The organism is Kitasatospora papulosa (assembly GCF_000717245.1).
Lineage (GTDB): Bacteria > Actinomycetota > Actinomycetes > Streptomycetales > Streptomycetaceae > Streptomyces > Streptomyces papulosus.
This window is the reverse complement of record NZ_JNYQ01000013.1, coordinates 78,000-98,720: the sequence shown is the minus strand read 5'-3', so window position 1 is coordinate 98,720 and position 20,721 is coordinate 78,000. Positions and strand designations below refer to the sequence as shown.

Annotated in this window: 20 protein-coding genes; 11 read left to right on the top strand and 9 right to left on the bottom strand. The window is 70.7% G+C overall.

From position 1 onward, the window contains the following. Positions 1 to 13: 13 nt before the first annotated feature. The 3 genes from IA22_RS0127480 to IA22_RS0127470 all read left to right on the top strand — a co-directional run bounded on the left by IA22_RS0127480 (position 14) and on the right by IA22_RS0127470 (position 3,195). On the top strand, positions 14 to 1,627 hold the full coding sequence (locus tag IA22_RS0127480) for an ABC transporter permease (RefSeq protein WP_015578931.1): 1,614 nt from the start codon (positions 14 to 16) through the stop codon (positions 1,625 to 1,627). Positions 1,628 to 1,629: 2 nt separating this feature from the next. Next, positions 1,630 to 2,655 carry an ABC transporter ATP-binding protein gene (locus IA22_RS0127475; protein ID WP_030125164.1) on the top strand — a complete coding sequence of 342 codons (1,026 nt, stop codon included), beginning with the start codon at positions 1,630 to 1,632 and terminating at the stop codon, positions 2,653 to 2,655. Positions 2,656 to 2,742: 87 nt separating this feature from the next. Then, positions 2,743 to 3,195, top strand: coding sequence for an SRPBCC family protein (locus IA22_RS0127470; protein ID WP_030125163.1), 453 nt, complete (start codon positions 2,743 to 2,745; stop codon positions 3,193 to 3,195). Between the two features lie 12 nt (positions 3,196 to 3,207). Here IA22_RS0127470 and IA22_RS0127465 read toward each other — a convergent pair whose 3' ends face one another. From IA22_RS0127465 to IA22_RS0127445, 5 genes are all read right to left on the bottom strand, one after another. Further along, the gene (locus IA22_RS0127465; protein WP_030125162.1) at positions 3,208 to 4,335 is read right to left on the bottom strand and encodes an LOG family protein; all 1,128 of its coding nucleotides are present in this window, start codon (positions 4,333 to 4,335) and stop codon (positions 3,208 to 3,210) included. A gap of 26 nt (positions 4,336 to 4,361) precedes the next feature. Beyond that, entirely contained in the window at positions 4,362 to 5,525 is a 1,164-nt protein-coding gene (locus IA22_RS0127460) for a hypothetical protein (protein WP_030125161.1), read from the bottom strand. Next, entirely contained in the window at positions 5,507 to 6,244 is a 738-nt protein-coding gene (locus IA22_RS0127455; RefSeq protein ID WP_014153785.1) for an ABC transporter ATP-binding protein, read from the bottom strand. Before IA22_RS0127455 ends, IA22_RS0127460 begins: the two co-directional genes overlap by 19 nt. Positions 6,245 to 6,478: 234 nt before the next feature. Continuing rightward, positions 6,479 to 7,858 (bottom strand): aspartate aminotransferase family protein, encoded by a 1,380-nt coding sequence (locus IA22_RS0127450; protein ID WP_014153784.1) that lies wholly within the window; start codon positions 7,856 to 7,858, stop codon positions 6,479 to 6,481. Further along, the gene (locus tag IA22_RS0127445) at positions 7,843 to 8,349 is read right to left on the bottom strand and encodes an Lrp/AsnC family transcriptional regulator (RefSeq protein ID WP_014153783.1); all 507 of its coding nucleotides are present in this window, start codon (positions 8,347 to 8,349) and stop codon (positions 7,843 to 7,845) included. The genes IA22_RS0127450 and IA22_RS0127445 overlap by 16 nt, the downstream gene beginning before the upstream one ends. A 162-nt stretch (positions 8,350 to 8,511) precedes the next feature. Between IA22_RS0127445 and IA22_RS0127440 the strand changes: the two genes are divergently transcribed. Next, the gene (locus IA22_RS0127440; protein WP_014153782.1) at positions 8,512 to 9,948 is read left to right on the top strand and encodes a gamma-aminobutyraldehyde dehydrogenase; all 1,437 of its coding nucleotides are present in this window, start codon (positions 8,512 to 8,514) and stop codon (positions 9,946 to 9,948) included. A gap of 153 nt (positions 9,949 to 10,101) precedes the next feature. Further along, on the top strand, positions 10,102 to 10,605 hold the full coding sequence (locus IA22_RS0127435; protein WP_030125160.1) for a hypothetical protein: 504 nt from the start codon (positions 10,102 to 10,104) through the stop codon (positions 10,603 to 10,605). An 85-nt stretch (positions 10,606 to 10,690) separates the two neighbouring features. Here IA22_RS0127435 and IA22_RS0127430 read toward each other — a convergent pair whose 3' ends face one another. Genes IA22_RS0127430 through IA22_RS0127420 form a run of 3 tightly spaced genes read right to left on the bottom strand, consistent with a single transcriptional unit; the run spans position 10,691 to position 13,310 of the window. Beyond that, the gene (locus IA22_RS0127430; protein ID WP_190874851.1) at positions 10,691 to 11,515 is read right to left on the bottom strand and encodes an SAM-dependent methyltransferase; all 825 of its coding nucleotides are present in this window, start codon (positions 11,513 to 11,515) and stop codon (positions 10,691 to 10,693) included. 33 nt (positions 11,516 to 11,548) lie between these two features. Continuing rightward, positions 11,549 to 12,253 carry a glycerophosphodiester phosphodiesterase gene (locus tag IA22_RS0127425; protein ID WP_015578941.1) on the bottom strand — a complete coding sequence of 235 codons (705 nt, stop codon included), beginning with the start codon at positions 12,251 to 12,253 and terminating at the stop codon, positions 11,549 to 11,551. 22 nt (positions 12,254 to 12,275) lie between these two features. Beyond that, positions 12,276 to 13,310, bottom strand: coding sequence for an adenosine deaminase (locus tag IA22_RS0127420; RefSeq protein WP_030125159.1), 1,035 nt, complete (start codon positions 13,308 to 13,310; stop codon positions 12,276 to 12,278). A gap of 120 nt (positions 13,311 to 13,430) precedes the next feature. Here IA22_RS0127420 and IA22_RS0127415 point away from each other — a divergent pair, with 120 nt between their 5' ends. Then, the gene (locus IA22_RS0127415; protein WP_030125158.1) at positions 13,431 to 14,138 is read left to right on the top strand and encodes a DUF4190 domain-containing protein; all 708 of its coding nucleotides are present in this window, start codon (positions 13,431 to 13,433) and stop codon (positions 14,136 to 14,138) included. Positions 14,139 to 14,204: 66 nt separating this feature from the next. On the opposite strand, the gene IA22_RS0127410 is transcribed toward IA22_RS0127415, so the two are convergent. Next, entirely contained in the window at positions 14,205 to 14,744 is a 540-nt protein-coding gene (locus tag IA22_RS0127410) for an NADAR family protein (RefSeq protein ID WP_014153776.1), read from the bottom strand. Between the two features lie 217 nt (positions 14,745 to 14,961). On the opposite strand from IA22_RS0127410, the gene IA22_RS0127405 reads away from it, so the two are divergent. The 5 genes from IA22_RS0127405 to IA22_RS0127385 are packed head-to-tail and all read left to right on the top strand — an operon-like array spanning position 14,962 to position 20,706. Further along, positions 14,962 to 16,476, top strand: coding sequence for a gamma-aminobutyraldehyde dehydrogenase (locus IA22_RS0127405; RefSeq protein ID WP_014153775.1), 1,515 nt, complete (start codon positions 14,962 to 14,964; stop codon positions 16,474 to 16,476). 48 nt (positions 16,477 to 16,524) lie between these two features. Further along, positions 16,525 to 17,772 (top strand): polyamine ABC transporter substrate-binding protein, encoded by a 1,248-nt coding sequence (locus tag IA22_RS0127400; RefSeq protein WP_030125156.1) that lies wholly within the window; start codon positions 16,525 to 16,527, stop codon positions 17,770 to 17,772. Between the two features lie 50 nt (positions 17,773 to 17,822). Then, positions 17,823 to 18,983, top strand: coding sequence for an ABC transporter ATP-binding protein (locus IA22_RS0127395; protein ID WP_030125155.1), 1,161 nt, complete (start codon positions 17,823 to 17,825; stop codon positions 18,981 to 18,983). Then, the gene (locus tag IA22_RS0127390) at positions 18,980 to 19,903 is read left to right on the top strand and encodes an ABC transporter permease (protein ID WP_014153772.1); all 924 of its coding nucleotides are present in this window, start codon (positions 18,980 to 18,982) and stop codon (positions 19,901 to 19,903) included. Before IA22_RS0127395 ends, IA22_RS0127390 begins: the two co-directional genes overlap by 4 nt. Next, the gene (locus IA22_RS0127385) at positions 19,903 to 20,706 is read left to right on the top strand and encodes an ABC transporter permease (RefSeq protein WP_014153771.1); all 804 of its coding nucleotides are present in this window, start codon (positions 19,903 to 19,905) and stop codon (positions 20,704 to 20,706) included. The genes IA22_RS0127390 and IA22_RS0127385 overlap by 1 nt, the downstream gene beginning before the upstream one ends. Positions 20,707 to 20,721: the final 15 nt, after the last annotated feature.

Sequence of the window (20,721 nt, the reverse complement as noted above, 5' to 3'; positions counted from 1 at the left end):
GCGGCTCGGGCTCATGGCCGTGCCCGTCGCGTTCTTCGCGCTGTTCTTCGCCTATCCGGTCGCCGCGATCGTCGGCCGCGGGCTGAAGGCGGACGGCGTCTGGCAGTTCGGCCGGATCGGCACGGTGCTGAGCCGCCCGGACATCCTCGACGTCCTCCGGTTCACCACCTGGCAGGCCCTCGCCTCGACCGCGCTCACCCTCCTGATCGCACTGCCGGGCGCCTATGTCTTCGCCCGCCTCGAGTTCCCCGGCAAGCAGCTGCTGAGGGCCGTGGTGACCGTGCCCTTCGTCCTGCCGACCGTCGTGGTGGGCACGGCGTTCCTCGCGCTGCTGGGACGCGGCGGGTTCCTCGACCAGCTCTGGGGGGTCCGGCTCGACACCACGGTGTGGGCGATCCTGCTCGCCCACGTGTTCTTCAACTACGCGGTCGTCGTACGGACGGTGGGCGGTCTCTGGGCCCAGCTGGACCCCCGGCAGGAGGAGGCCGCGCGGGTGCTCGGCGCCGGACGTCTCGCCGCGTGGCGGCGTGTGACGCTGCCCGCGCTGGTCCCCGCCGTCGCCGCTGCGGCGCTCATGGTCTTCCTCTTCACCTTCACCTCCTTCGGGGTCGTGCAGATCCTCGGCGGCCCGGGCTACTCCACGCTGGAGGTGGAGATCTACCGGCAGACCGCCCAGCTCCTCGACCTGCCGACGGCCGCCGTGCTGACCCTGGTGCAGTTCGCCGCGGTCGGCGGGATTCTCGCCGTCCACGCGTGGACCGTTCGGCGCCGGGAGACGGCACTGAAGCTCGTCGATCCGGCGCAGACCGCGCGGCCGCCCCGGGGAGCCGGGCAGCGTGCGCTGCTCGGCGGTGTGCTGCTGACCGTGCTGCTGCTCGTCCTGCTGCCGCTCGGCGTCCTCGTGGAACGCTCCCTGGACACCTCCGGCGGGTACGGGTTCGGCTTCTACCGTGCGCTGGGGTCCGCGGACGCGAACGGCTCGACGTTCCTGGTGCCGCCCGTCGACGCCATCGGCAACTCCCTGCGCTACGCACTGGCCGCCACCCTCATCGCCCTCGTGATCGGCGGGCTCGCGGCCGCCGCGCTGACCAGGCGGGCCGGCCGGCTGGTGCGGGGATTCGACGCCCTGCTGATGCTGCCGCTCGGGGTGTCGGCGGTCACCGTCGGCTTCGGCTTCCTGATCACCCTGGACGAGCCGCCGCTCGACCTGCGTACGTCCTGGATCCTCGTGCCGCTCGCCCAGGCCCTGGTGGGTGTCCCCTTCGTGGTGCGGACCATGCTGCCCGTCCTGCGCGCGGTGGACCACCGGTTGCGGGAGGCGGCGGCGGTGCTCGGAGCCTCGCCGCTGCGGGCCTGGCGCGAGGTCGACCTGCCGCTGGTACGGCGGGCGGTGCTGGTGGCCGCCGGGTTCGCCTTCGCCGTGTCGCTCGGGGAGTTCGGCGCCACCGTGTTCATCGCACGCCCCGACAACCCCACGCTGCCGGTCGCCGTCGCCAGACTGCTGGGGCGCTCCGGGGAGCTCAACTACGGCCAGGCGATGGCCCTCAGCACGATCCTGATGCTCGTCTGCGCGGTGTCGCTGCTGCTGCTCGAACGTATCCGCACCGACCGATCCGGGGAGTTCTAGAGATGCTGGCAGTGGAGTCGGCCACGGTCCGGTTCGGGAAGCGGACCGCGCTGGACGCCGTGGACCTGGAGGTCGCGGACCACGAGATCGTCTGTGTGCTGGGACCCAGCGGCAGCGGCAAGTCGACGCTCCTGCGGGCCGTCGCCGGGCTGCAGCCCCTGGACGACGGGCGGGTGTACCTGGACGGCGCCGACCAGACGGCCCTGCCCGTGCACCGGCGGGGACTGGGCCTGATGTTCCAGGACCACCAGCTGTTCCCGCACCGGGACGTCGGCGCCAACGTCGCCTTCGGGCTGAAGACGCACGGCGTGCCCCGGGCGGAGCGGGACCGCAGGGCCGGTGAACTCCTGGACCTGGTAGGCCTGCCGGGCGCGGGCCGACGGGCCGTCGCGGCCCTGTCCGGCGGTGAACAGCAGCGGGTGGCGCTCGCCCGGGCGCTGGCACCCCGTCCGAAGCTGCTGATGCTGGACGAACCGCTGGGCCAGCTGGACCGGAGCCTGCGCGAACGGCTCGTCGTCGAACTGCGCACCCTCTTCGGCCGGCTGGGCACCACGGTGCTCGCCGTCACCCACGACCAGGGCGAGGCCTTCGCGCTCGCCGACCGGGTCGTCGTCATGCGCGACGGACGGATCGCCCAGGCGGGCACCCCCCTGGAGGTCTGGCAGCGGCCCGCCTCCTCCTTCGTGGCCCGCTTCCTCGGCTTCGACAACCTGGTCGAGGCCACGGTCACCGGTACCGCCGCCGAGACGGCCTGGGGCAAGGTGGCGGTGCCCGAGGGCTCGCCGCAGGGCGCGTGCCAGGTGCTGGTGCGGCCGGGCGGGGTGCGGATCAGCGGCCCGAAGGACGGCCTGCGCTGCACGGTGGGCGTACGCACCTTCCGCGGCCACCACGTGACCGTCAAGCTGCGGCCCGGCGACGGTCCGGCCCTGGAGGCGGAGTGCGGTCTGCGGGACACCCCGGAGGAGGGGGCCGTCGTGGGCGTGACGTTCGACCCGGAGGAGACGGTGGTGCTTCCCCCGGCGGTCTGAGGGCGAGGTGCCGGCCCCGGACACCGGCTGGCGGCTCTCCCGGGGGCGTGCTCCCCTGGACGGAGACCTCCGGAAGGGGCAGGGACCATGACGCAGCCGGCCCGTGAGGGCATCGACATCACCCGGGTCGTCGCGGCGCCGCGTGAACGGGTCTTCGAAGCCTGGACGGTCCCCGAGGACTTCGCCGCCTGGTACGGGGGAGAGGCGGACGTGCCGTTCGACCGGGTGTCGATGGACGTCACGCCAGGCGGCGCGTGGAGCCTGGTCATCGTGGTGCCGGGCGCGGACATGCCCTTCCACGGCGTCTACCGGGAGGTGACCGCACCCGAGCGGCTCGTCTTCACGCTGAAGGACCGGAGCGCACCCGCGGACATCGAGGGCGAGACGGTCACGGTCACCTTCGCCGAGCGCGGCCGGAAGTCCACCGAGATGGTCTTCCGGCAGCGCGGCGGCAATCTCACGCCCGAGCAGTACGCGGCGGCCGAGGACGGCTGGGAGGCGTTCTTCGACGCCCTCGACGCCCTGCTCGCCGCACGTTGAGCCCCGGCGGGGTCAGCCCGTCAGCCGGGCGAGCGCCGGGGCCGCCTCCTCCACCGTGTCGACGAGCGCGATGCGGGACTCCATCGCCCGGCCTGCCGCGAGCGAGCTGAGCAGCGGCCAGGCGGGCAGCTTCTCCGTCCAGTGCGCGCGGTTCACCAGCACCATGGGGGTGGGGGCGGACCGCGACTCGTAGTAGTTCGGTGTCGCGTTGTCGAAGATCTCCTGCACGGTTCCCGCGGCACCCGGCAGGAAGATCACACCGGCGGTCGAACGCGCCAGCAGCCCGTCCTCGCGCAGGGCGTTCGCGAAGTACTTGGCGATATGGTCCGCGAAGGCGTTCGGCGGCTCGTGGCCGTAGAACCAGGTGGGGACGGCGACCGAGGACCCGCCCTCGGGCCAGCGCTCCCGGACCGTGAAGGCGGCCTTCGCCCAGTCGGTCACCGACGGGTCGAACGACGGTGTCGCGGCGAGGAGTTCGCAGGCCTTGAGCAGCATGGCGTCGGAGTGCGGAGCGGCGTACGCGCCGAGGTTGGCCGCCTCCATCGCGCCGGGGCCCCCGCCCGTGGCCACGGTCAGACCGCTGCGGGCCAGTTCCCTGCCGAGGAGGGCCGCGCCGTGGAACTCCTCCGAGCCCCGGGCCATCGCGTGACCCCCCATCACGCCCACCACCCGTGCCCCGGCGAGGTGTTCGTCCAGGGCGTCGGAGACGGCGTCGTCGTGGAGCGCTCGCAGCATCGAGGCGAAGACGTCGCCGTTCGACCTGGTCCGCTGGAACCAGTCGTACGCGCGTGCGTCCGGGGTGGCCCCGTAGCCCCCCTCCGCCAGGCCCTCGTACAGGGCGTCGGGGGTGTAGAGCAGGCCGCGGTACGGATCGAAGGGGAGGCCGGGCACCGGCGGGAAGACGAAGGCCCCGTCCGCGCGTATCTTCGCCTCGGCGCGGGGCTCCATGGGACAGCCGAGGAAGACGGCCCCCCGGGTGTCGGTCGTGAGCAGTGCCCCGCCCCGGTCCCTCAGGTCGACGGACTGGACACGGTGGCCGGCGAGGGTGCCGGCCGCCACTGCCTGGTCGAATGCGGTGAGCGTCTCGATCTCGACGCCGGGTGCGTACGTGTTCTCGTCCGGATTTTCCACGCCCGCCATGCTACGGAGCACCCCGGCGGCGGTCGTCACTCCGTCAGAGGAAGTGCGGCGAGCTCCGCGATCGCCCAGGTCAGCGGGGCGAAGACCGCCAGCAGCACCAGTGCCCGCAGAACGGCGGCGGTGCGGAGCATGGACGCCGGGGCGCCGAGCCGCAGCAGGGTCGTGGCCGTACGGGCGCGGGACTGCCTGGCCTCGATCGCCGTGGTCAGCAGGGTCGCCGTGGTGCAGCCGAGGACGAGCACGGCGCCCAGCGCGGTGAGCGGGCCGAAGGGGCGGGGACCGCCGGTGTACAGCACGGAGGCCGCGATCACCCCGGACAGCACCGCGCAGACGATTCCCAGCGGGCGGCCGATCCTGGTCGCCTCGTCCATCAACACCCTGCCCGCCAGCAGGCGTACGGCTCCCGGGCGCACCGCCTGGAGCAGCCGGCCGCACAGATGGGTCAGGCCGGGCCCCGCCATGGCCAGGCCGATCGCGGTGAGGATCCAGCCCGCGAGCACCGCGCCGGGGGTGGAGTCCAGCCGTCCCGGCAGCGGGAACGGGTCGCCCGCCGTGCCACGGCTCGCGTACGCCTCCACCGCGAGTCCGGCCGCGGTGAGCGCGACCCCCCAGGGCAGCCCCTTCGGTACCGGGGCCGGGGCGAGGTCGTCCTCGGCCTCCTGGGCCTCGGACGGTGCGACGGGCCTGGAGCGCACCGCGAGTCCGCCGGCCGTGGAAGCCGCCAGGGGCACCAGCGCGAGCAGCGTGAGCGTGGCGGCGAGCGGCAGCGGGGCGTCCGCGCCCAGGAACTCGGCCGCGTCGCCGTCGAACGGCAGCCCGGTCAGGTCACCGCGCAGATGGAGGAAGAAGAGGAGCGCCACCACCGATCCCAGCGTGGTGGACACGGCCGTCGAGATGGCGGCCAGCAGGGAGAGCCGGGCCGGTCCGAGACCGGCGGCGAAGAGTCCGGGGCGCGGGCGGGTGCTCGGGTCCGTGCGCGCCACCGCCACCGCGAACTGCACGGTCGCGGCGAGCGGGACCGCGCACCACAGCAGGCGCAGCACGGAGCTCGACGCGGCGGCCGGATGCCCCGAGGCGTACCCCAGGGTGCACAGGAGAAGGAAGCCCACTCCGGCCGAAGCGGCGGCGAGGAGCAGCCGCCGCGTCAGGACCAGGGGGTGCGAGCCGCGGGTCAGACGGAGAGCGAGCACGCCGAGCGGCCTTCCGTATCGGACGCGGCGGGCAGGGGGACGTTGGTGACGCGGCGGCCGTCCAGCAGGCCGATCACGCGGTCGGCGAGTGCGGCGACCTCCGCGTCGTGGGTGGCGAGCACGACCGTGATCCCGTGGGACCGTGCCGCGGTGGTCAGGGTGCGCAGCAGCTGTGCGCGCTCGGCCCGGTGCAGTGTCGCGGTCGGCTCGTCCGCGAAGATCACGGAAGGGGACGCGGCGAGGGCGCGGGCCACGGAGATCCGCTGGCGCTGCGACTGCAGCAGCGCGTGGGGCCGCTTCCTGGCCAGCGGTCCGATGTCCAGGCGCTCCAGCCACTCGGTGGCGGCCTTCTTCGCCGCGCGGTGCGAGACACCCCGCAGCAGCAGCGGCAGGGCGGTGTTCTCCCAGGTGCTGAGTTCCGGTACGAGCTGCGGCTCGGCCGCGATCCAGCCGAATCTGTCCCGGCGGAGCCGCTCGCGCAGGCGGGGGCCCATGGTGTGCACCGGCACGCTGTTGAACCAGACCTCGCCCTGCTCGGGGACCAGCTGCCCCGAGAGGCAGTGCAGCAGCGTCGTCTTCCCCGACCCGCGCGGCCCGGTCACGGCGAGCACCTCACCGTCGCGGACACCGAGCGAGACACCGGCGAGGCCCGGCGATCCGTTGTGGGAGTGGTGCAGGGAACGTGCCCAGATCACGTCGTTGTCGGGCGGGGCCACCATGGCGTTCACCTCGGTTCGGATCGGATGTCCCATTCCCCCGTACGGGGGAACGAATACAACGAGAAAAGGGCCGATCGGTCACTCGGCACGCTAGGCAGCCGGACCGTGGTGTCGGGACAGCACACGGCCCGGACGCACCGCGTCTCACTCGAACGGGTGCATCCGGGCCGTGGGGACCGTATGAAATGACTTCCTGACCGGTGTGTTCCGGTCATCGGGAGCCGGGGGCGACGGTCAGAGCTTCGTCCAGGCCTCCGTCAGGACACCGCGCAGGATGCCCTCGATCTCCTCGAAGGTCGACCGGTCGGAGATCAGCGGCGGCGCGAGCTGCACGACCGGGTCGCCGCGGTCGTCGGCCCGGCAGTAGAGGCCGTTGTCGTACAGCGCCTTCGAGAGGAAGCCGTACAGGACCCGCTCCGTCTCCTCGTCGGTGAACGTCTCCTTGGTGGCCTTGTCCTTCACCAGCTCGATGCCGTAGAAGAAGCCGTTGCCACGGACGTCGCCGACGATGGGCAGGTCGTGAAGCTTCTGCAGCGTCGTCAGGAACGCGTTCTCGTTGTCCAGGACGTGCTGGTTGAGGCCCTCGCGCTCGAAGATGTCGAGGTTGGCGAGACCGACCGCGGCGGAGACCGGGTGGCCGCCGAAGGTGTAGCCGTGCAGGAAGGTGTTGTCACCCTGGTAGAACGGCTCCGCCAGCCGGTCGGAGATGATGCAGGCGCCGATGGGTGAGTAGCCCGAGGTCATGCCCTTGGCGCAGGTGATCATGTCCGGTACGTAGCCGAACTTGTCGCACGCGAACATCGTGCCGAGGCGGCCGAACGCGCAGATGACCTCGTCGGAGACGAGCAGCACGTCGTACCGGTCACAGATCTCGCGGACCCGCTGGAAGTAGCCGGGCGGCGGCGGGAAGCAGCCTCCGGCGTTCTGCACCGGCTCCAGGAAGACCGCGGCGACGGTGTCCGGGCCCTCGAACAGGATCTGCTGCTCGATCTGGTCGGCGGCCCAGCGGCCGAAGGCCTCCGGGTCGTCCCCGAACAGCGGCGCGCGGTAGATGTTGGTGTTGGCCACCTTGTGGGCACCGGGGACCAGCGGCTCGAAGGGGGCCTTGAGCGCGGGCAGGCCGGTGATGGACAGGGCGCCCTGCGGGGTGCCGTGATAGGCCACGGCACGCGAGATGACCTTGTACTTGGTCGGCTTGCCCTGGAGCTTGAAGTACTGCTTGGCCAGCTTCCAGGCGGTCTCGACCGCCTCGCCGCCACCGGTGGTGAAGAAGACCTTGTTGAGGTCGCCGGGGGCGTGGTGCGCGAGCCGCTCGGCCAGTTCGACGGCCTTGGGGTGGGCGTAGGACCACACCGGGAAGAAGGACAGCTCCTGCGCCTGCTTGTACGCCGTCTCGGCGAGCTCGTGGCGCCCGTGACCGGCGTTGACCACGAAGAGGCCCGAGAGTCCGTCGAGGTAGCGCTTGCCCTTGTCGTCGTAGATGTAGGTGCCCTCGCCACGCACGATGGTGGGAACGGGCGCGTTCTCGTAGTCCGACATGCGGGTGAAGTGCATCCACAGGTGGTCGTACGCGGTACGGCTGAGGTCCTTGCTCACGGCTATCGGGTTCCCCACATGTAGGTCTGCTTCTTGAGCTTGAGGTAGACGAAGCTCTCGGTGGAGCGCACGCCGGGAATCGCCCGGATGCGTTTGTTGATCGTCTCCAGGAGGTGGTCGTCGTCCTCGCAGACGATCTCCACCATCAGGTCGAAGGAGCCCGCGGTCATCACCACGTACTCGCACTCGGCCATGGCCGACAGCGACTCGGCCACGGGGTCGAGGTCGCCCTCGACGTTGATGCCGACCATCGCCTGGCGCCGGAACCCCACGGTGAGCGGGTCGGTGACGGCGACGATCTGCATCACGCCCTGGTCGAGCAACTTCTGGACCCGCTGGCGTACAGCCGCTTCGGACAGGCCCACGGCCTTGCCGATCGCGGCGTACGGCCGGCGGCCGTCCTCCTGGAGCTGCTCGATGATCGCGAGGGAGACGGCGTCGACCGATGGTGACGTTCCGCTCCCGTTCCTGGAGTCTGCGCTACGGCTGGCCACGACTCCACTGTGCACCGCTACTCGACTGTGTGGCAAGCTTCGATCGATGAAATTCGTTGTCTGGGTGCTCGAATATCACTGAATCCGAAGTTCACGGTGGTTGGGTGTGTCGAAAGCGTCACCGAACGGTTTAGGGTGGAAGTCTCACCCATCGGACAGCCGACAGGAGGGGTGGTTGTGACCACCGAGGTGCGCCGCCTGCGCAACTACATCAACGGAGAGTTCCGGGACGCCGCGGACGGACGGACCATCGACGTGGTCAACCCGGTGACGGAAGAGGTCTACGCGACCTCCCCCCTCTCGGGACAGGCCGACGTCGACGCCGCCATGGACGCCGCCGAGGCCGCGTTCCCCGCCTGGCGGGACATCACGCCCGCCGAGCGCCAGAAGGCCCTGCTCAAGATCGCTGACGCCTTCGAGGAGCGCGCCGAGGACCTCGTCGCGGCCGAGTCGGAGAACACCGGCAAGCCGCTGGAACTCACCCGGACCGAAGAGATCCCGCCGATGGTGGACCAGATCCGGTTCTTCGCGGGTGCCGCCCGGCTGCTGGAGGGCCGTTCGGCCGGCGAGTACATGGAGGGGCTCACCTCCATCGTCCGCCGCGAGCCCGTGGGTGTGTGCGCCCAGGTCGCGCCGTGGAACTACCCGATGATGATGGCCGTGTGGAAGTTCGCCCCGGCGCTCGCCGCGGGCAACACCGTCGTGATCAAGCCGTCCGACACCACCCCGGCGTCGACCGTGCTCATCGCCGAGATCATCGGACAGATCCTGCCCAAGGGCGTCTTCAACGTCATCTGCGGCGACCGTGACACCGGCCGCGCGATGGTCGAGCACCCGACCCCGGCGATGGCCTCCATCACCGGGTCCGTGCGGGCCGGTATCCAGGTCGCGGAGTCCGCCGCGAAGGACGTCAAGCGGGTCCACCTGGAGCTGGGGGGCAAGGCCCCCGTCGTCGTGTTCGAGGACACCGACATCGCCAAGGCCGTGGAGGGGATCTCGGTCGCGGGGTACTTCAACGCCGGCCAGGACTGCACGGCCGCGACCCGCGTCATGGTCCACGAGTCCATCCACGACGAGTTCGTCACCGCGCTCGCCAAGGCGGCCGCCGACACGAAGACCGGCCTGCCGGACGACGAGGACGTGCTCTACGGCCCGCTCAACAACGCCAACCAGCTGGCCCAGGTCAGCGGCTTCATCGAGCGCCTCCCCGCACACGCGCGGGTCGAGGCCGGCGGCCACCGGGTCGGCGACAAGGGCTACTTCTACGCCCCGACCGTCGTCTCCGGTCTCCGGCAGGACGACGAGATCGTCCAGCACGAGGTCTTCGGCCCCGTCATCACCGTCCAGTCCTTCACGGACGAGGCCCAGGCCGTGGAGTACGCCAACGGCGTCGAGTACGCCCTGGCCTCCTCGGTGTGGACCAAGGACCACTCGCGTGCCATGCGGATGTCCAAGAAGCTCGACTTCGGCTGCGTGTGGATCAACACCCACATCCCGCTCGTCGCGGAGATGCCGCACGGCGGATTCAAGAAGTCCGGCTACGGCAAGGACCTCTCCGCGTACGGCTTCGAGGACTACACCCGCATCAAGCACGTGATGACCTCGCTGGACTGAGCGGAGACGTCCGCACCGACGGCCCCGGGCTCCGGCCCGGGGCCGTCCGTGCGTTCCGGGGGAGGGGTGCGCCCCCGGACCCGGACGCAGGCCCCGGAGCGCGGCAGCACCCTACTTTTTGAACGTGTTCATGATGGGCGTACGCTGCGGGGCATGAGCGAGCGAGCCCTGTTGCGGCGCATACGCGTGTGGTTGGTCGTCTTCATCGTCTGTCTGGTGCTCAGCGGCCTCACGGCCTCCCCACTGGTCACCGAACTCCACTGGGCGGAGGACCTGTTGACGTCCTCCGCCTCCCCCGCCCCCGAGCACTTCCCGGCCCTCGTGGAGTGGATCACCCGGGTCCGAACCGGCCTCGACGAGGCGGACGCGGCCTACCCCTTCGTCCTCTACGGCACCGACTGGCTGGCCTTCGCCCACCTCGTCATCGCGGTGGCCTTCTCCGGTCCCTACCGCGACCCCGTCCGCAACATCTGGGTGATCCAGTTCGGCATGATCGCCTGTGCCGGGATCATTCCCCTCGCCCTGATCTGCGGCCCGATCCGCGACATCCCCTTCTGGTGGACGGTCGTCGACATGTCCTTCGGCGTCTTCGGCATCGTCCCGCTGCTCGTCGTCCACCGCATGATCAGGCGCCTGGAGGCGGCCGCGACGGCGTGACGTCAGCTCCGGGGCCGGTGCGGCGGCTTCCGGCTCCGCGGCGGCGTGGCCGCACCCGGGAGCCGCCCCGTCCCGGCTCTCCGTATCAGGGCTTCCGGCCCACCGCGCCGAACTGGGCGACCTCCGGGTTCAGCCCGTGGGACCCGGCCCGCCAGCGGGAGCAGGACACGATTCCGGGCTCCAGGACGTCCAGGCCGTCGAGGAACGAGGCGAACTCGGTCCGGCTGCGGGCGGTGATCGGCGGGGTGGCGTTCTCGTTCCAGAAGCGCATGGCGGCCTCGTTGCCCTCGCCGCCCAGTTCCGTCGTGGGGTGGGTGAGCACCAGATGGCTGCCGGACGGCAGGGCGTCCATCAGCTTCGTCACGATGCCCCGGGCCTCGGCCGTGTCCAGGACGAAGTTGAGGATGCCCAGCATCATCACCGCCACCGGCCTTCCCAGGTCCAGGGTCCGCCCGGCCGCCCGGAGGATCAGTTCGGGATCCCGCGCGTCCGCCTCGACGTACTCGGTGGCGCCCTCGGGCGAACTGGTGAGCAGGGAGCGTGCGTGCTCCAGGACGATCGGGTCGTTGTCGACGTAGACGACACGTGCGTCGGGCGCGGTGTGCTGGGCGACCTCATGGGTGTTGTCCGCGGTCGGCAGCCCGGTGCCGATGTCCAGGAACTGGCCGATCCCCGCGTCACCGGCCAGGTGGCGTACCGCCCGGCCGAGGAACGCCCGGTCCGCCCGGGCCACTTCACCGATGCTCGGATACATGCCGGTGACCCGGTCGCCCACCGCCCGGTCCACGGGGTAGCTGTCGGAGCCGCCCAGCCAGTGGTTCCAGACCCGGGCGTTGTGGGCGATGTCGGCACGGACGCGGGAGGACGGGGTGCGAGGGCCGGGATCGGTCACGTCTGCTCCTGGGATCATGGACGACAGGGACCGCCCATGATGCCGGACCGATCAAGAAGCCCCAGGAGCGGGGGAGTTGGCCAACTGTGCCCTGAGCGCGTCGATGCGGTTGCTGGTGATCGAGTCCACGCCGCAGGCCAGCAGCCGGCGCATGGTGCGCCGGGTGTCCACCGTCCAGGCGGAGACCAGCAGCCCGTCGGCGTGGACGCGGTCGGCCAGCTCGCGGCTCAGCAGCCCGAAGCGGTAGTTCAGCCAGCGCGGCCGCACCGCGTCGAGCAGTACGGCGCGCGGCGGAGCGAGGGTCGTCCAGGTCAGCGCGATCTCGGCGGACGGGTCGGCCGCGCGCACCTTCAGCATCGCGTGCGTGTCGGCGCAGTAGTACACGCGGTCCTGCGCCCCGCACTCCCGTACCACGCCGACGGTCTCCCGTACGGAGGTGTCGGTCGCACCGGGCAGGTCGAGCATGACCCGGCGGTCACCCGCGGCGGACAGCGCCTGGTGCAGGGCGGGCACCCCGCCGCCGGTCCGCTCCGCCAACTCCCGGTGGTCCAGCCGGTCGAGGCGGACGTCGTGGCCCCACAGGCGCTGAAGCGTGGAGTCGTGGAGCAGCACGGGCACCTTGTCCCGGGTGACACGGACATCGATCTCGACCGCGTCCGCCCCCCTGTCCACGGCGGACCGGATCGAGGGGAGCGTGTTCTCACGGGCACGGTAGGGATCGCCGCGGTGGGCCACGGCGGTGACGGTGGTGGTCATGGGGCCATTGTGACCGGAGGGCTCACCGGCCGGGAGCCTCCAGCCAGTTCGCCGTGTACGTGTCGATCTCGGCGTTCAGCGCGCGCTTGCCGGCCGGGTCCAGGAACGAGGCCTCCACGGCGTTCTTCGCCAGTCCGGCCAGGCCGCGCTCGTCGAGGCCGAGCAGCCGGGCCGCCACCCCGTACTCGTTGTTGAGGTCGGTGCCGAACATGGGCGGGTCGTCGCTGTTGACCGTGACGAGGACACCGGCCTCGACCATCTCCTTCATCGGGTGCCGGTCGAGGTCCGCGACCGCCCGGGTGGCGATGTTCGACGTGGGGCAGACCTCCAGGGCGATGCGGTGCTCCGCGAGGTGCGCCAGCAGCTTCGGGTCCTGGGTGGAACTGGTGCCGTGGCCGATGCGCTCGGCGCGCAGGGCCGTCAGCGCGTCCCAGACGGTCCCCGGGCCCGTGGTCTCCCCGGCGTGCGGGACGGAGTGGAGCCCCTCGGCGATCGCACGGTCGAAGTAGGGCTTGAACTGCGGACGGTCCACGCCGACCTCAGGTCCGCCGAGGCCGAAGGAGACCAGCCCCTCGGGCCGCAGGTCCAGCGCGAGGCGGGTCGTCTCCTCGGCGGCCTCCAGCCCGGCCTCGCCCGGAATGTCGAAGCACCAGCGCAGAACGACCCCGAGCTCGGCCTCGGCGGCCTTGCGGGCGTCCTCGATGGCCTCCATGAAGCCCTGCTCCGGGATCCCGCGACGCGTCGAGCTGAACGGGGTGACGGTCAGCTCCGCGTACCGGATGTTCTGCCGCGCCATGTCCCGGGCCACCTCGAAGGTGAGCAGCCGGACGTCCTCGGGGGTGCGGACCAGGTCCACCACCGAGAGGTAGACGTCGATGAAGTGGCCGAAGTCGGTGAAGGTGAAGAAGTCCGACAGGGCTTCCGGGTCCGTGGGGACCTTGGAGTCGGGGTGGTGGGCGGCCAGTTCGGCCACGATGCGGGGCGAGGCGGACCCGACGTGGTGCACGTGCAGCTCGGCCTTGGGCAGCCCCGCGATGAAGGGGTGCAGATCGTTCATCGGATACTCCCGTGTTCCTGGGTGTTCGGTCGGGCGGACCGGCCGCACCGATCATCGTATGCGGGACCCTGCCGCCGGACGCCGGGCCGTAGCATGGCTGGACCACGATGGGGGAGGCCCATGTCAGACAACACACAGCAGCCCGGGGGCGAGGGTGCGCCCCGCGACCCGTGGGCTCCGCCGGACAACAGGGTCGACCTCGGCAAGCAGCCCGCGGACGCCGCCCCGCCCGCCGTCCACAACCAGCCCACGATCACCTCGATGCCGGGCGTCGACGCGACCGGTCCGATACCGGGGCAGGCCGGTGGCTTCGGTCCGCAGCAGCCCCCCGTGCCCGCGCCTCCGGTCGGGCCGAACGGTCCGGGGCAGCACGATCCCTACGGTTACCCCGCCGCTCCCTCCGCACCCTCGGCCGCGTACGGATATCCGGCGGCTCCCGCCGCGCCCTCGGCGTCGTACGGCTACCCGGGATACCCCGGCTACGCGGGCCAGCCGTCCTGGGGGCCGGCGCCCGCCAACGGGCTCGGTATCGCCGCCATGGTGCTCGGCATCATCGCGGTGGTCGGATTCTGCATGTGGGGATTCGGCATCGTCCTGGGCATCCTCGCCCTGATCTTCGGCATCATCGGCCGCGGCCGCGCCAAGCGGGGTGAGGCGACCAACGGCGGGATGGCTCTCGCCGGGATCATCCTCGGCTCGGTCTCGATCGTGATCAGCGCCATCTTCCTCGGATTCCTGATCTGGGCCGTCGCCAACGACGAGTCGGGCAGCGGGGACGACTACTACGACCCCTACGCCACGTCACTGGTGGTCGGCACCTCGCGCTGACCGACGCCTGCACGGAGCGGTACCGGGCGGGGCCGGGGGCGTGTGTGTCCCCGGCCCCGCGTCGTGTCACTCCGCTCGCAGCAGCGCGCGTGCCTCCATCAGCGCGAACCCCAGCAGGTTGAGCCCACGCCAGGAAGCGGGATCCGCGGTGCGCGGGTCGTCCTTGGCGAGCCCGATGCCCCATATCCGGTCCACCGGACTGGCCTCGACGATCACGCGCTCACCGGTGCCCAGCAGATACGCACGCAGCGCCGGATCCTGACCGAACTTGTGCACACTGCCCGCGACCACGAGGCCGAACCGCTCACGGGTCCACACCTCGTCGTCGAAGCCCCTGACCAGCCGGCCCACCTTCTTCGCCGCGGCGGGAGTGCGCGCGGCCACGGCCTCGGCCTGCGCCTGCGCGTCCCCGAAGAGCCGCGCCTTGCCGGCCATCATCCAGTGCTCCGCCGACGCGTAGGTCACCGAGTCGACCGTGAACGGCGAGGGCCACCACTGGCTGAGGCAGCTCTCCCCGAGGCTGCCGTCCGGGCGGGGCCGATGTCCCCAGAACGGCAGGTACTTCACCCGCTCCCCGCGCGCCGTACGCGCCAGGAGCGCGTCCATGTGTTCCTGTCCCATGGCAGCCGAGTCTGGCATCCGCCACTGACAGCCCGTACAGGGATTTCCGTACGTACGAGACACATCGTCGACAGATTCCGTCGCGTAACCAAAAGGAAACAACGGAATCACTTGTTGGTCGAGGTGTGCTCTGTCAGGATCGGCACTCAATTCGACAAGAAGCTACGCCGCTCCTGGTCAGGGGGCAGCGGAGGAGAACGTCATGGGCAACGGTTTCCAGGTGCAGGACCGCTTCGCCGAGGGTGCGCAGTACATCGGCGGACGCCTGCGCCCCGGCACATCGGGACGCCGTCAGGACGTGGTGGACCCGGCCACGGGCCGGACGGTCCTCCGGTACGAACTGGCGGGCACCGACGACGTCGACGCCGCCGTGGCCGCGGCCCGCGAGGCCTTCCCCGGCTGGTCGGGTCTCACTCCGGGCGGACGTTCCGAGGCGCTGCACCGCTTCGCCGCCGTACTCGCCGGGCAGGCGGAGGACTTCGCGTACGCCGAATCCCTGCAGTGCGGCAAGCCGCTCAAGCTCTCCACCGAGTTCGACGTCCCCGGCACCGTCGACAACACCTCGTTCTTCGCCGGCGCCGCCCGCCACCTCGAAGGGAGATCGGCCGCCGAGTACAGCGCAGACCACACCTCCTACGTACGCCGCGAGGCCCTCGGGGTCATCGGCTCGATCGCACCCTGGAACTATCCCCTCCAGATGGCGGCCTGGAAGATCCTCCCCGCCGTCGCCGCGGGCAACACCATCGTGCTGAAGCCCTCCGAGATCACGCCGCTGACCTCGCTGATGTTCGCGCAGGCGGCCACGGAGGCCGGCATCCCCGACGGGGTGATCAACATCGTCTCGGGCGCCGGGCAGGACGCGGGCGAGCACCTGGTCGGCCATCCCGACGTCGTGATGACGTCCTTCACCGGATCCACCGCCGTCGGCAAGCGGGTCGCCGAGCTCGCCACCTCCACGGTCAAGCGCCTGCACCTGGAACTCGGCGGCAAGGCCCCCTTCCTCGTGTTCGACGACGCGGATCTGGACGCGGCGGTCCACGGAGCGGTCGCCGCTTCCCTCATCAACTCGGGCCAGGACTGCACGGCCGCCACTCGCGCCTATGTGCAGCGTCCCCTTCACGACGCGTTCGTCAGCAGGGTCGCCGCCCTCATGGAGACCGTGCGGCTCGGTGACCCCTTCGACCCGTCGACCGACCTCGGACCGCTGATCAGCCGCGGGCACCGCGACCGGGTCGCCGGATTCGTCGACCGTGCCCGCTCGTACGCGACCGTCGTCACCGGCGGCGAGGCTCCCGGCGGCGCACTCGCCGACGGCGCCTACTACCGGCCGACCCTCGTCACGGGCGCCGCCCAGGACAGCGAGATCGTCCGCTCGGAGATCTTCGGGCCCGTCCTCGTGGTGCTGCCCTTCGACACCGACGACGAGGGGATCCGCCTCGCCAACGACACCCCCTACGGACTGGCCGCCTCCGCCTGGAGCACCGGCCTGTACCGGGCCAACCGCGCCACCCGGGAGCTCAGGGCGGGCTGCGTGTGGATCAACGACCACATCCCGATCATCAGCGAGATGCCGCACGGCGGTTACCGGGCCAGTGGCTTCGGCAAGGACATGTCGTCGTACTCGTTCGAGGAGTACACGCAGGTCAAGCACGTCATGTACGACAACACCGCGGTGGCCGGGAAGGACTGGCACCGCACCGTCTTCGGGGACCGATAGCAGCGGCCGCCGCTCGGCGGCCCCACCCACCCGGAAGGGCACACGCGTATGGAGCAGTACGAGCCCGAGCGCCTCTCCGCGCCCCAGCTGGCAGCCATGAGGCGCAGCATCCAGGACGGCAGGGGTGCCCTCACCCGCCGTTCCCTCCTGCGGGCCTCGGGGGCGGCAGCCCTCGCGCTCGGCGGCCTCGGCGCGCTGAGCGCGTGCGGCATCCCGCCCGCCGCACGCGCGGGCGACGCCGCCGCGTCCGACGACCACTCGGCGGCGGAGAAGCGGATCAACTTCTCCAACTGGACCGAGTACATGGACGTCGGCGAGGACGAGAAGAGCCGCCCGACCCTGGACGCCTTCACGCGACGCACCGGCATCGAGGTCAAGTACACCGAGGACATCAACGACAACGTCGAGTTCTTCGGGAAGATCAAGCCGCAGCTCGCCGCGGGCCAGGACACCGGCCGCGACCTCGTCATCGTGACGGACTGGCTGGCCGCGCGCATCATCCGGCTCGGCTGGGCGCAGAAGCTCGACCACGCGAACCTGCCTCACGCCTTCGCGAACCTCTCGGCCCAGTTCCGCACCCCCGACTGGGACCCGGGACGCGCCTACTCCTATCCGTGGACCGGCATCCCCACCGTCATCGCCTACAACGAGAAGGCGACCGGCGGCCGCAAGGTCGACTCCGTCACCCAGCTCCTCGACGACCCGAAGCTCAAGGGCAAGGTCTCCTTCCTCTCCGAGATGCGTGACTCGGTCGGCATGACGCTCCTCGACATGGGCAAGGACCCCGGGTCGTTCTCCGACGCCGACTTCGACGCGGCCGTCGGACGGATGCAGAAGGGCGTCGACACCAAGCAGATACGCCGCTTCACGGGCAACGACTACACCGCGGACCTGAGCAAGGGCGACATCGCGGCCTGTGTGGCCTGGGCGGGCGACATCATCCAGCTCCAGGCCGACAACCCGGCGATCAAGTTCTCGATCCCGTCCGCCGGTTACATCACCTCGAGCGACAACATGCTGATCCCCGCGAAGGCGCGTCACAAGACCAACGCCGAGAAGCTCATGGACTACTACTACGAGCCCCCGGTCGCGGCGCGGCTCGCCGCCTACATCAACTACGTCTGCCCGGTGGACGGCGTCGCCGGTGAACTCGCGAAGATCGACGCGTCGATGGCGTCCAACACGCTGATCCTGCCGGACAGGGCGATGGCGGCCAAGTCGCGGTCCTTCCGCTCCCTCAGCGCCGAGGAAGAGACGGCGTACGAGGAGAAGTTCGCCAAGCTCATCGGTGCCTGACCGGCCCGTCCCCTCCCGAACCTCCCCCGACACCACTGGGACCGCGACCCATGACACAGCAGCAGACAGAGGGCGGCGACGTCCGTCTCACCGGGATCAGCAAGACCTACGGCTCCTTCACCGCGGTGCACCCGCTCGACCTGACCGTCCCGCAGGGCTCGTTCTTCGCCCTGCTCGGCGCGTCCGGGTGCGGGAAGACCACCACCCTGCGCATGATCGCGGGTCTGGAGGAGGCGACCACCGGTACGGTCTCGCTCGGCGGCCGCGACATCACCGGCCTGCCCCCGTACAAGCGCCCCGTCAACACCGTCTTCCAGAGCTACGCGCTCTTCCCGCACCTCGACGTCAGCGAGAACATCGCCTTCGGGCTGCGCCGCCGCGGCATCAGGTCCGTGAGCAGGCAGGTCGGCGAGATGCTGGACCTCGTCCAGCTCGGCGACTTCGCCCGCCGCAAGCCGCACCAGCTCTCCGGCGGGCAGCAGCAGCGGGTCGCCGTGGCCCGCGCGCTCATCAACCACCCCCAGGTGCTGCTCCTCGACGAGCCCCTGGGCGCCCTCGACCTCAAGCTGCGCCGCCGGATGCAGCTCGAACTCAAGCGGATCCAGACCGAGGTCGGCATCACCTTCATCCACGTCACCCACGACCAGGAGGAGGCCATGACCATGGCCGACACCGTCGCGGTGATGAACGGCGGACGGGTCGAACAGCTCGGCGCCCCCGCCGACCTCTACGAGAACCCCAGGACCACCTTCGTGGCCAACTTCCTCGGCACCTCCAACCTCATCGAGGGGGAGATCGTGTCCGCGGGGACGGACGTCGTCGTCGCGGCCGGCGGCGGGAAGCTCACCCTCCCCGGCGGGCGATGTCCCTCCCCGGTCCGGAGCGGCGGAAAGCTCCTCGTGGGCATACGTCCCGAGAAGATGTCCCTGACCCACACCGACGACGCGGACCGGATACCCGAAGGACGCAACCGGGTCACCGGCCGCATCACGGACTCCAGCTTCATCGGCGTCTCCACGCAGTACGTCGTCGAGAGCACGGCCGGCACGGCGCTCCAGGTCTACGAGCAGAACATCGAGCGCGACAGCAGGTTCCAGCCCGGTGCCGAGGTGATCCTGCACTGGAACCCCGGGCACACCTTCGGACTCGACGCCGCGCAGTCCATCGACGCGGGCGCCGCCGGCGCGGACGGCCCGGAGGCGGTGGCGTGAGCGTCACGAAGGCGCCGCCGGCGCACCCCGCCGAGGCAGCGGTCCGCAAGCCGTCCACCCGCAGGCGGCTCGTGCCCTACTGGCTGCTGCTCCCCGGCATCCTGTGGCTGCTCGTCTTCTTCGCGCTGCCGATGGTCTACCAGGCGTCGACCTCCGTGCAGACCGGATCCCTGGAGAAGGGCTTCGAGGTCACCTGGCACGTCCGGACGTACTGGGACGCCCTCACCGACTACTACCCGCAGTTCGTCCGCTCCCTCCTCTACGCGGGGACCGCCACGCTGCTGTGCCTGCTGCTCGGCTACCCGCTCGCCTATCTCATCGCGTTCAAGGCGGGCCGCTGGCGCAACCTGGTGCTCGTGCTGGTCGTCGCCCCGTTCTTCACCAGCTTCCTGATCCGGACGCTGGCCTGGAAGACGATCCTCGCGGACGGCGGCGCGGTCGTCGACGCGCTGAACACCCTGCACGTCCTCGACGTCACGGCCTGGCTCGGCTGGACGGAGAACAACCGCATCCTGGCCACGCCGATGGCCGTCGTCTGCGGCCTGACGTACAACTTCCTGCCGTTCATGATCCTCCCGCTCTACACCTCGCTGGAACGCATCGACGGCCGGCTGCACGAGGCCGCGGGCGACCTGTACGCCACACCCGCCACCACCTTCCGCAAGGTGACGCTCCCGCTGTCCATGCCCGGGGTCGTCTCCGGCACGCTGCTGACGTTCATCCCGGCGAGCGGCGACTACGTCAACGCGGAACTCCTCGGCTCGGCCGACACCAAGATGGTCGGCAGCGTCATCCAGACCCAGTTCCTGCGGGTCCTGGACTACCCGACGGCCGCCGCGCTCTCCTTCATCCTCATGGCGGTCGTCCTGCTCGTGGTCACCGTCTACATCCGCCGCTCCGGTACGGAGGACCTGGTCTGATGCCCGTACTCCGATGGATCCGCCGGAACCTGGTCGTGCTCGCCGGTCTGCTGACCCTCGCGTACATGATCCTGCCGAACGTCGTCGTCATGGTGTTCTCCTTCAACAGGCCGAAGGGGCGCTTCAACTACGCCTGGCAGGAGTTCTCCCTGGACGCCTGGAGCGACCCCTGCGGCGTCGCCGACCTCTGCGGTTCGCTGTCCCTCTCGCTGCGGATCGCCTTCTGGGCGACCGCGGGTGCGACCGCGCTCGGCACGATGATCGCCTTCGCGCTGGTCCGCTACCGCTTCCGGGCCCGTGGCGCGGTCAACTCGCTGATCTTCCTGCCGATGGCGATGCCCGAGGTCGTCATGGCGGCCTCGCTGCTCACCCTGTTCCTCAACATGGGGGCGGAACTCGGCTTCTGGACCGTGCTGATCGCCCACATCATGTTCTGTCTCAGCTTCGTGGTGACGGCCGTCAAGGCACGGGTGATGTCCATGGACCCACGGCTGGAGGAGGCCGCCCGCGATCTGTACGCGGGCCCCGTGCAGACGTTCGTCCGGGTGACCCTCCCGATCGCCGCCCCGGGAATCGCCGCGGGAGCGCTGCTCGCCTTCGCGCTCTCCTTCGACGATTTCATCATCACCAATTTCAACGCGGGCTCCACGGTGACGTTCCCCATGTTCGTCTGGGGATCGGCCCAGCGTGGAACACCTGTGCAGATCAACGTCATCGGCACGGCCATGTTCGTCATCGCCGTGGCGGTGGTTCTCGCCGGACAGCTCGTCGCGAACCGGCGGAAGAGCAATGCGGGAAAGTAGAACCCGAAGGAGTGG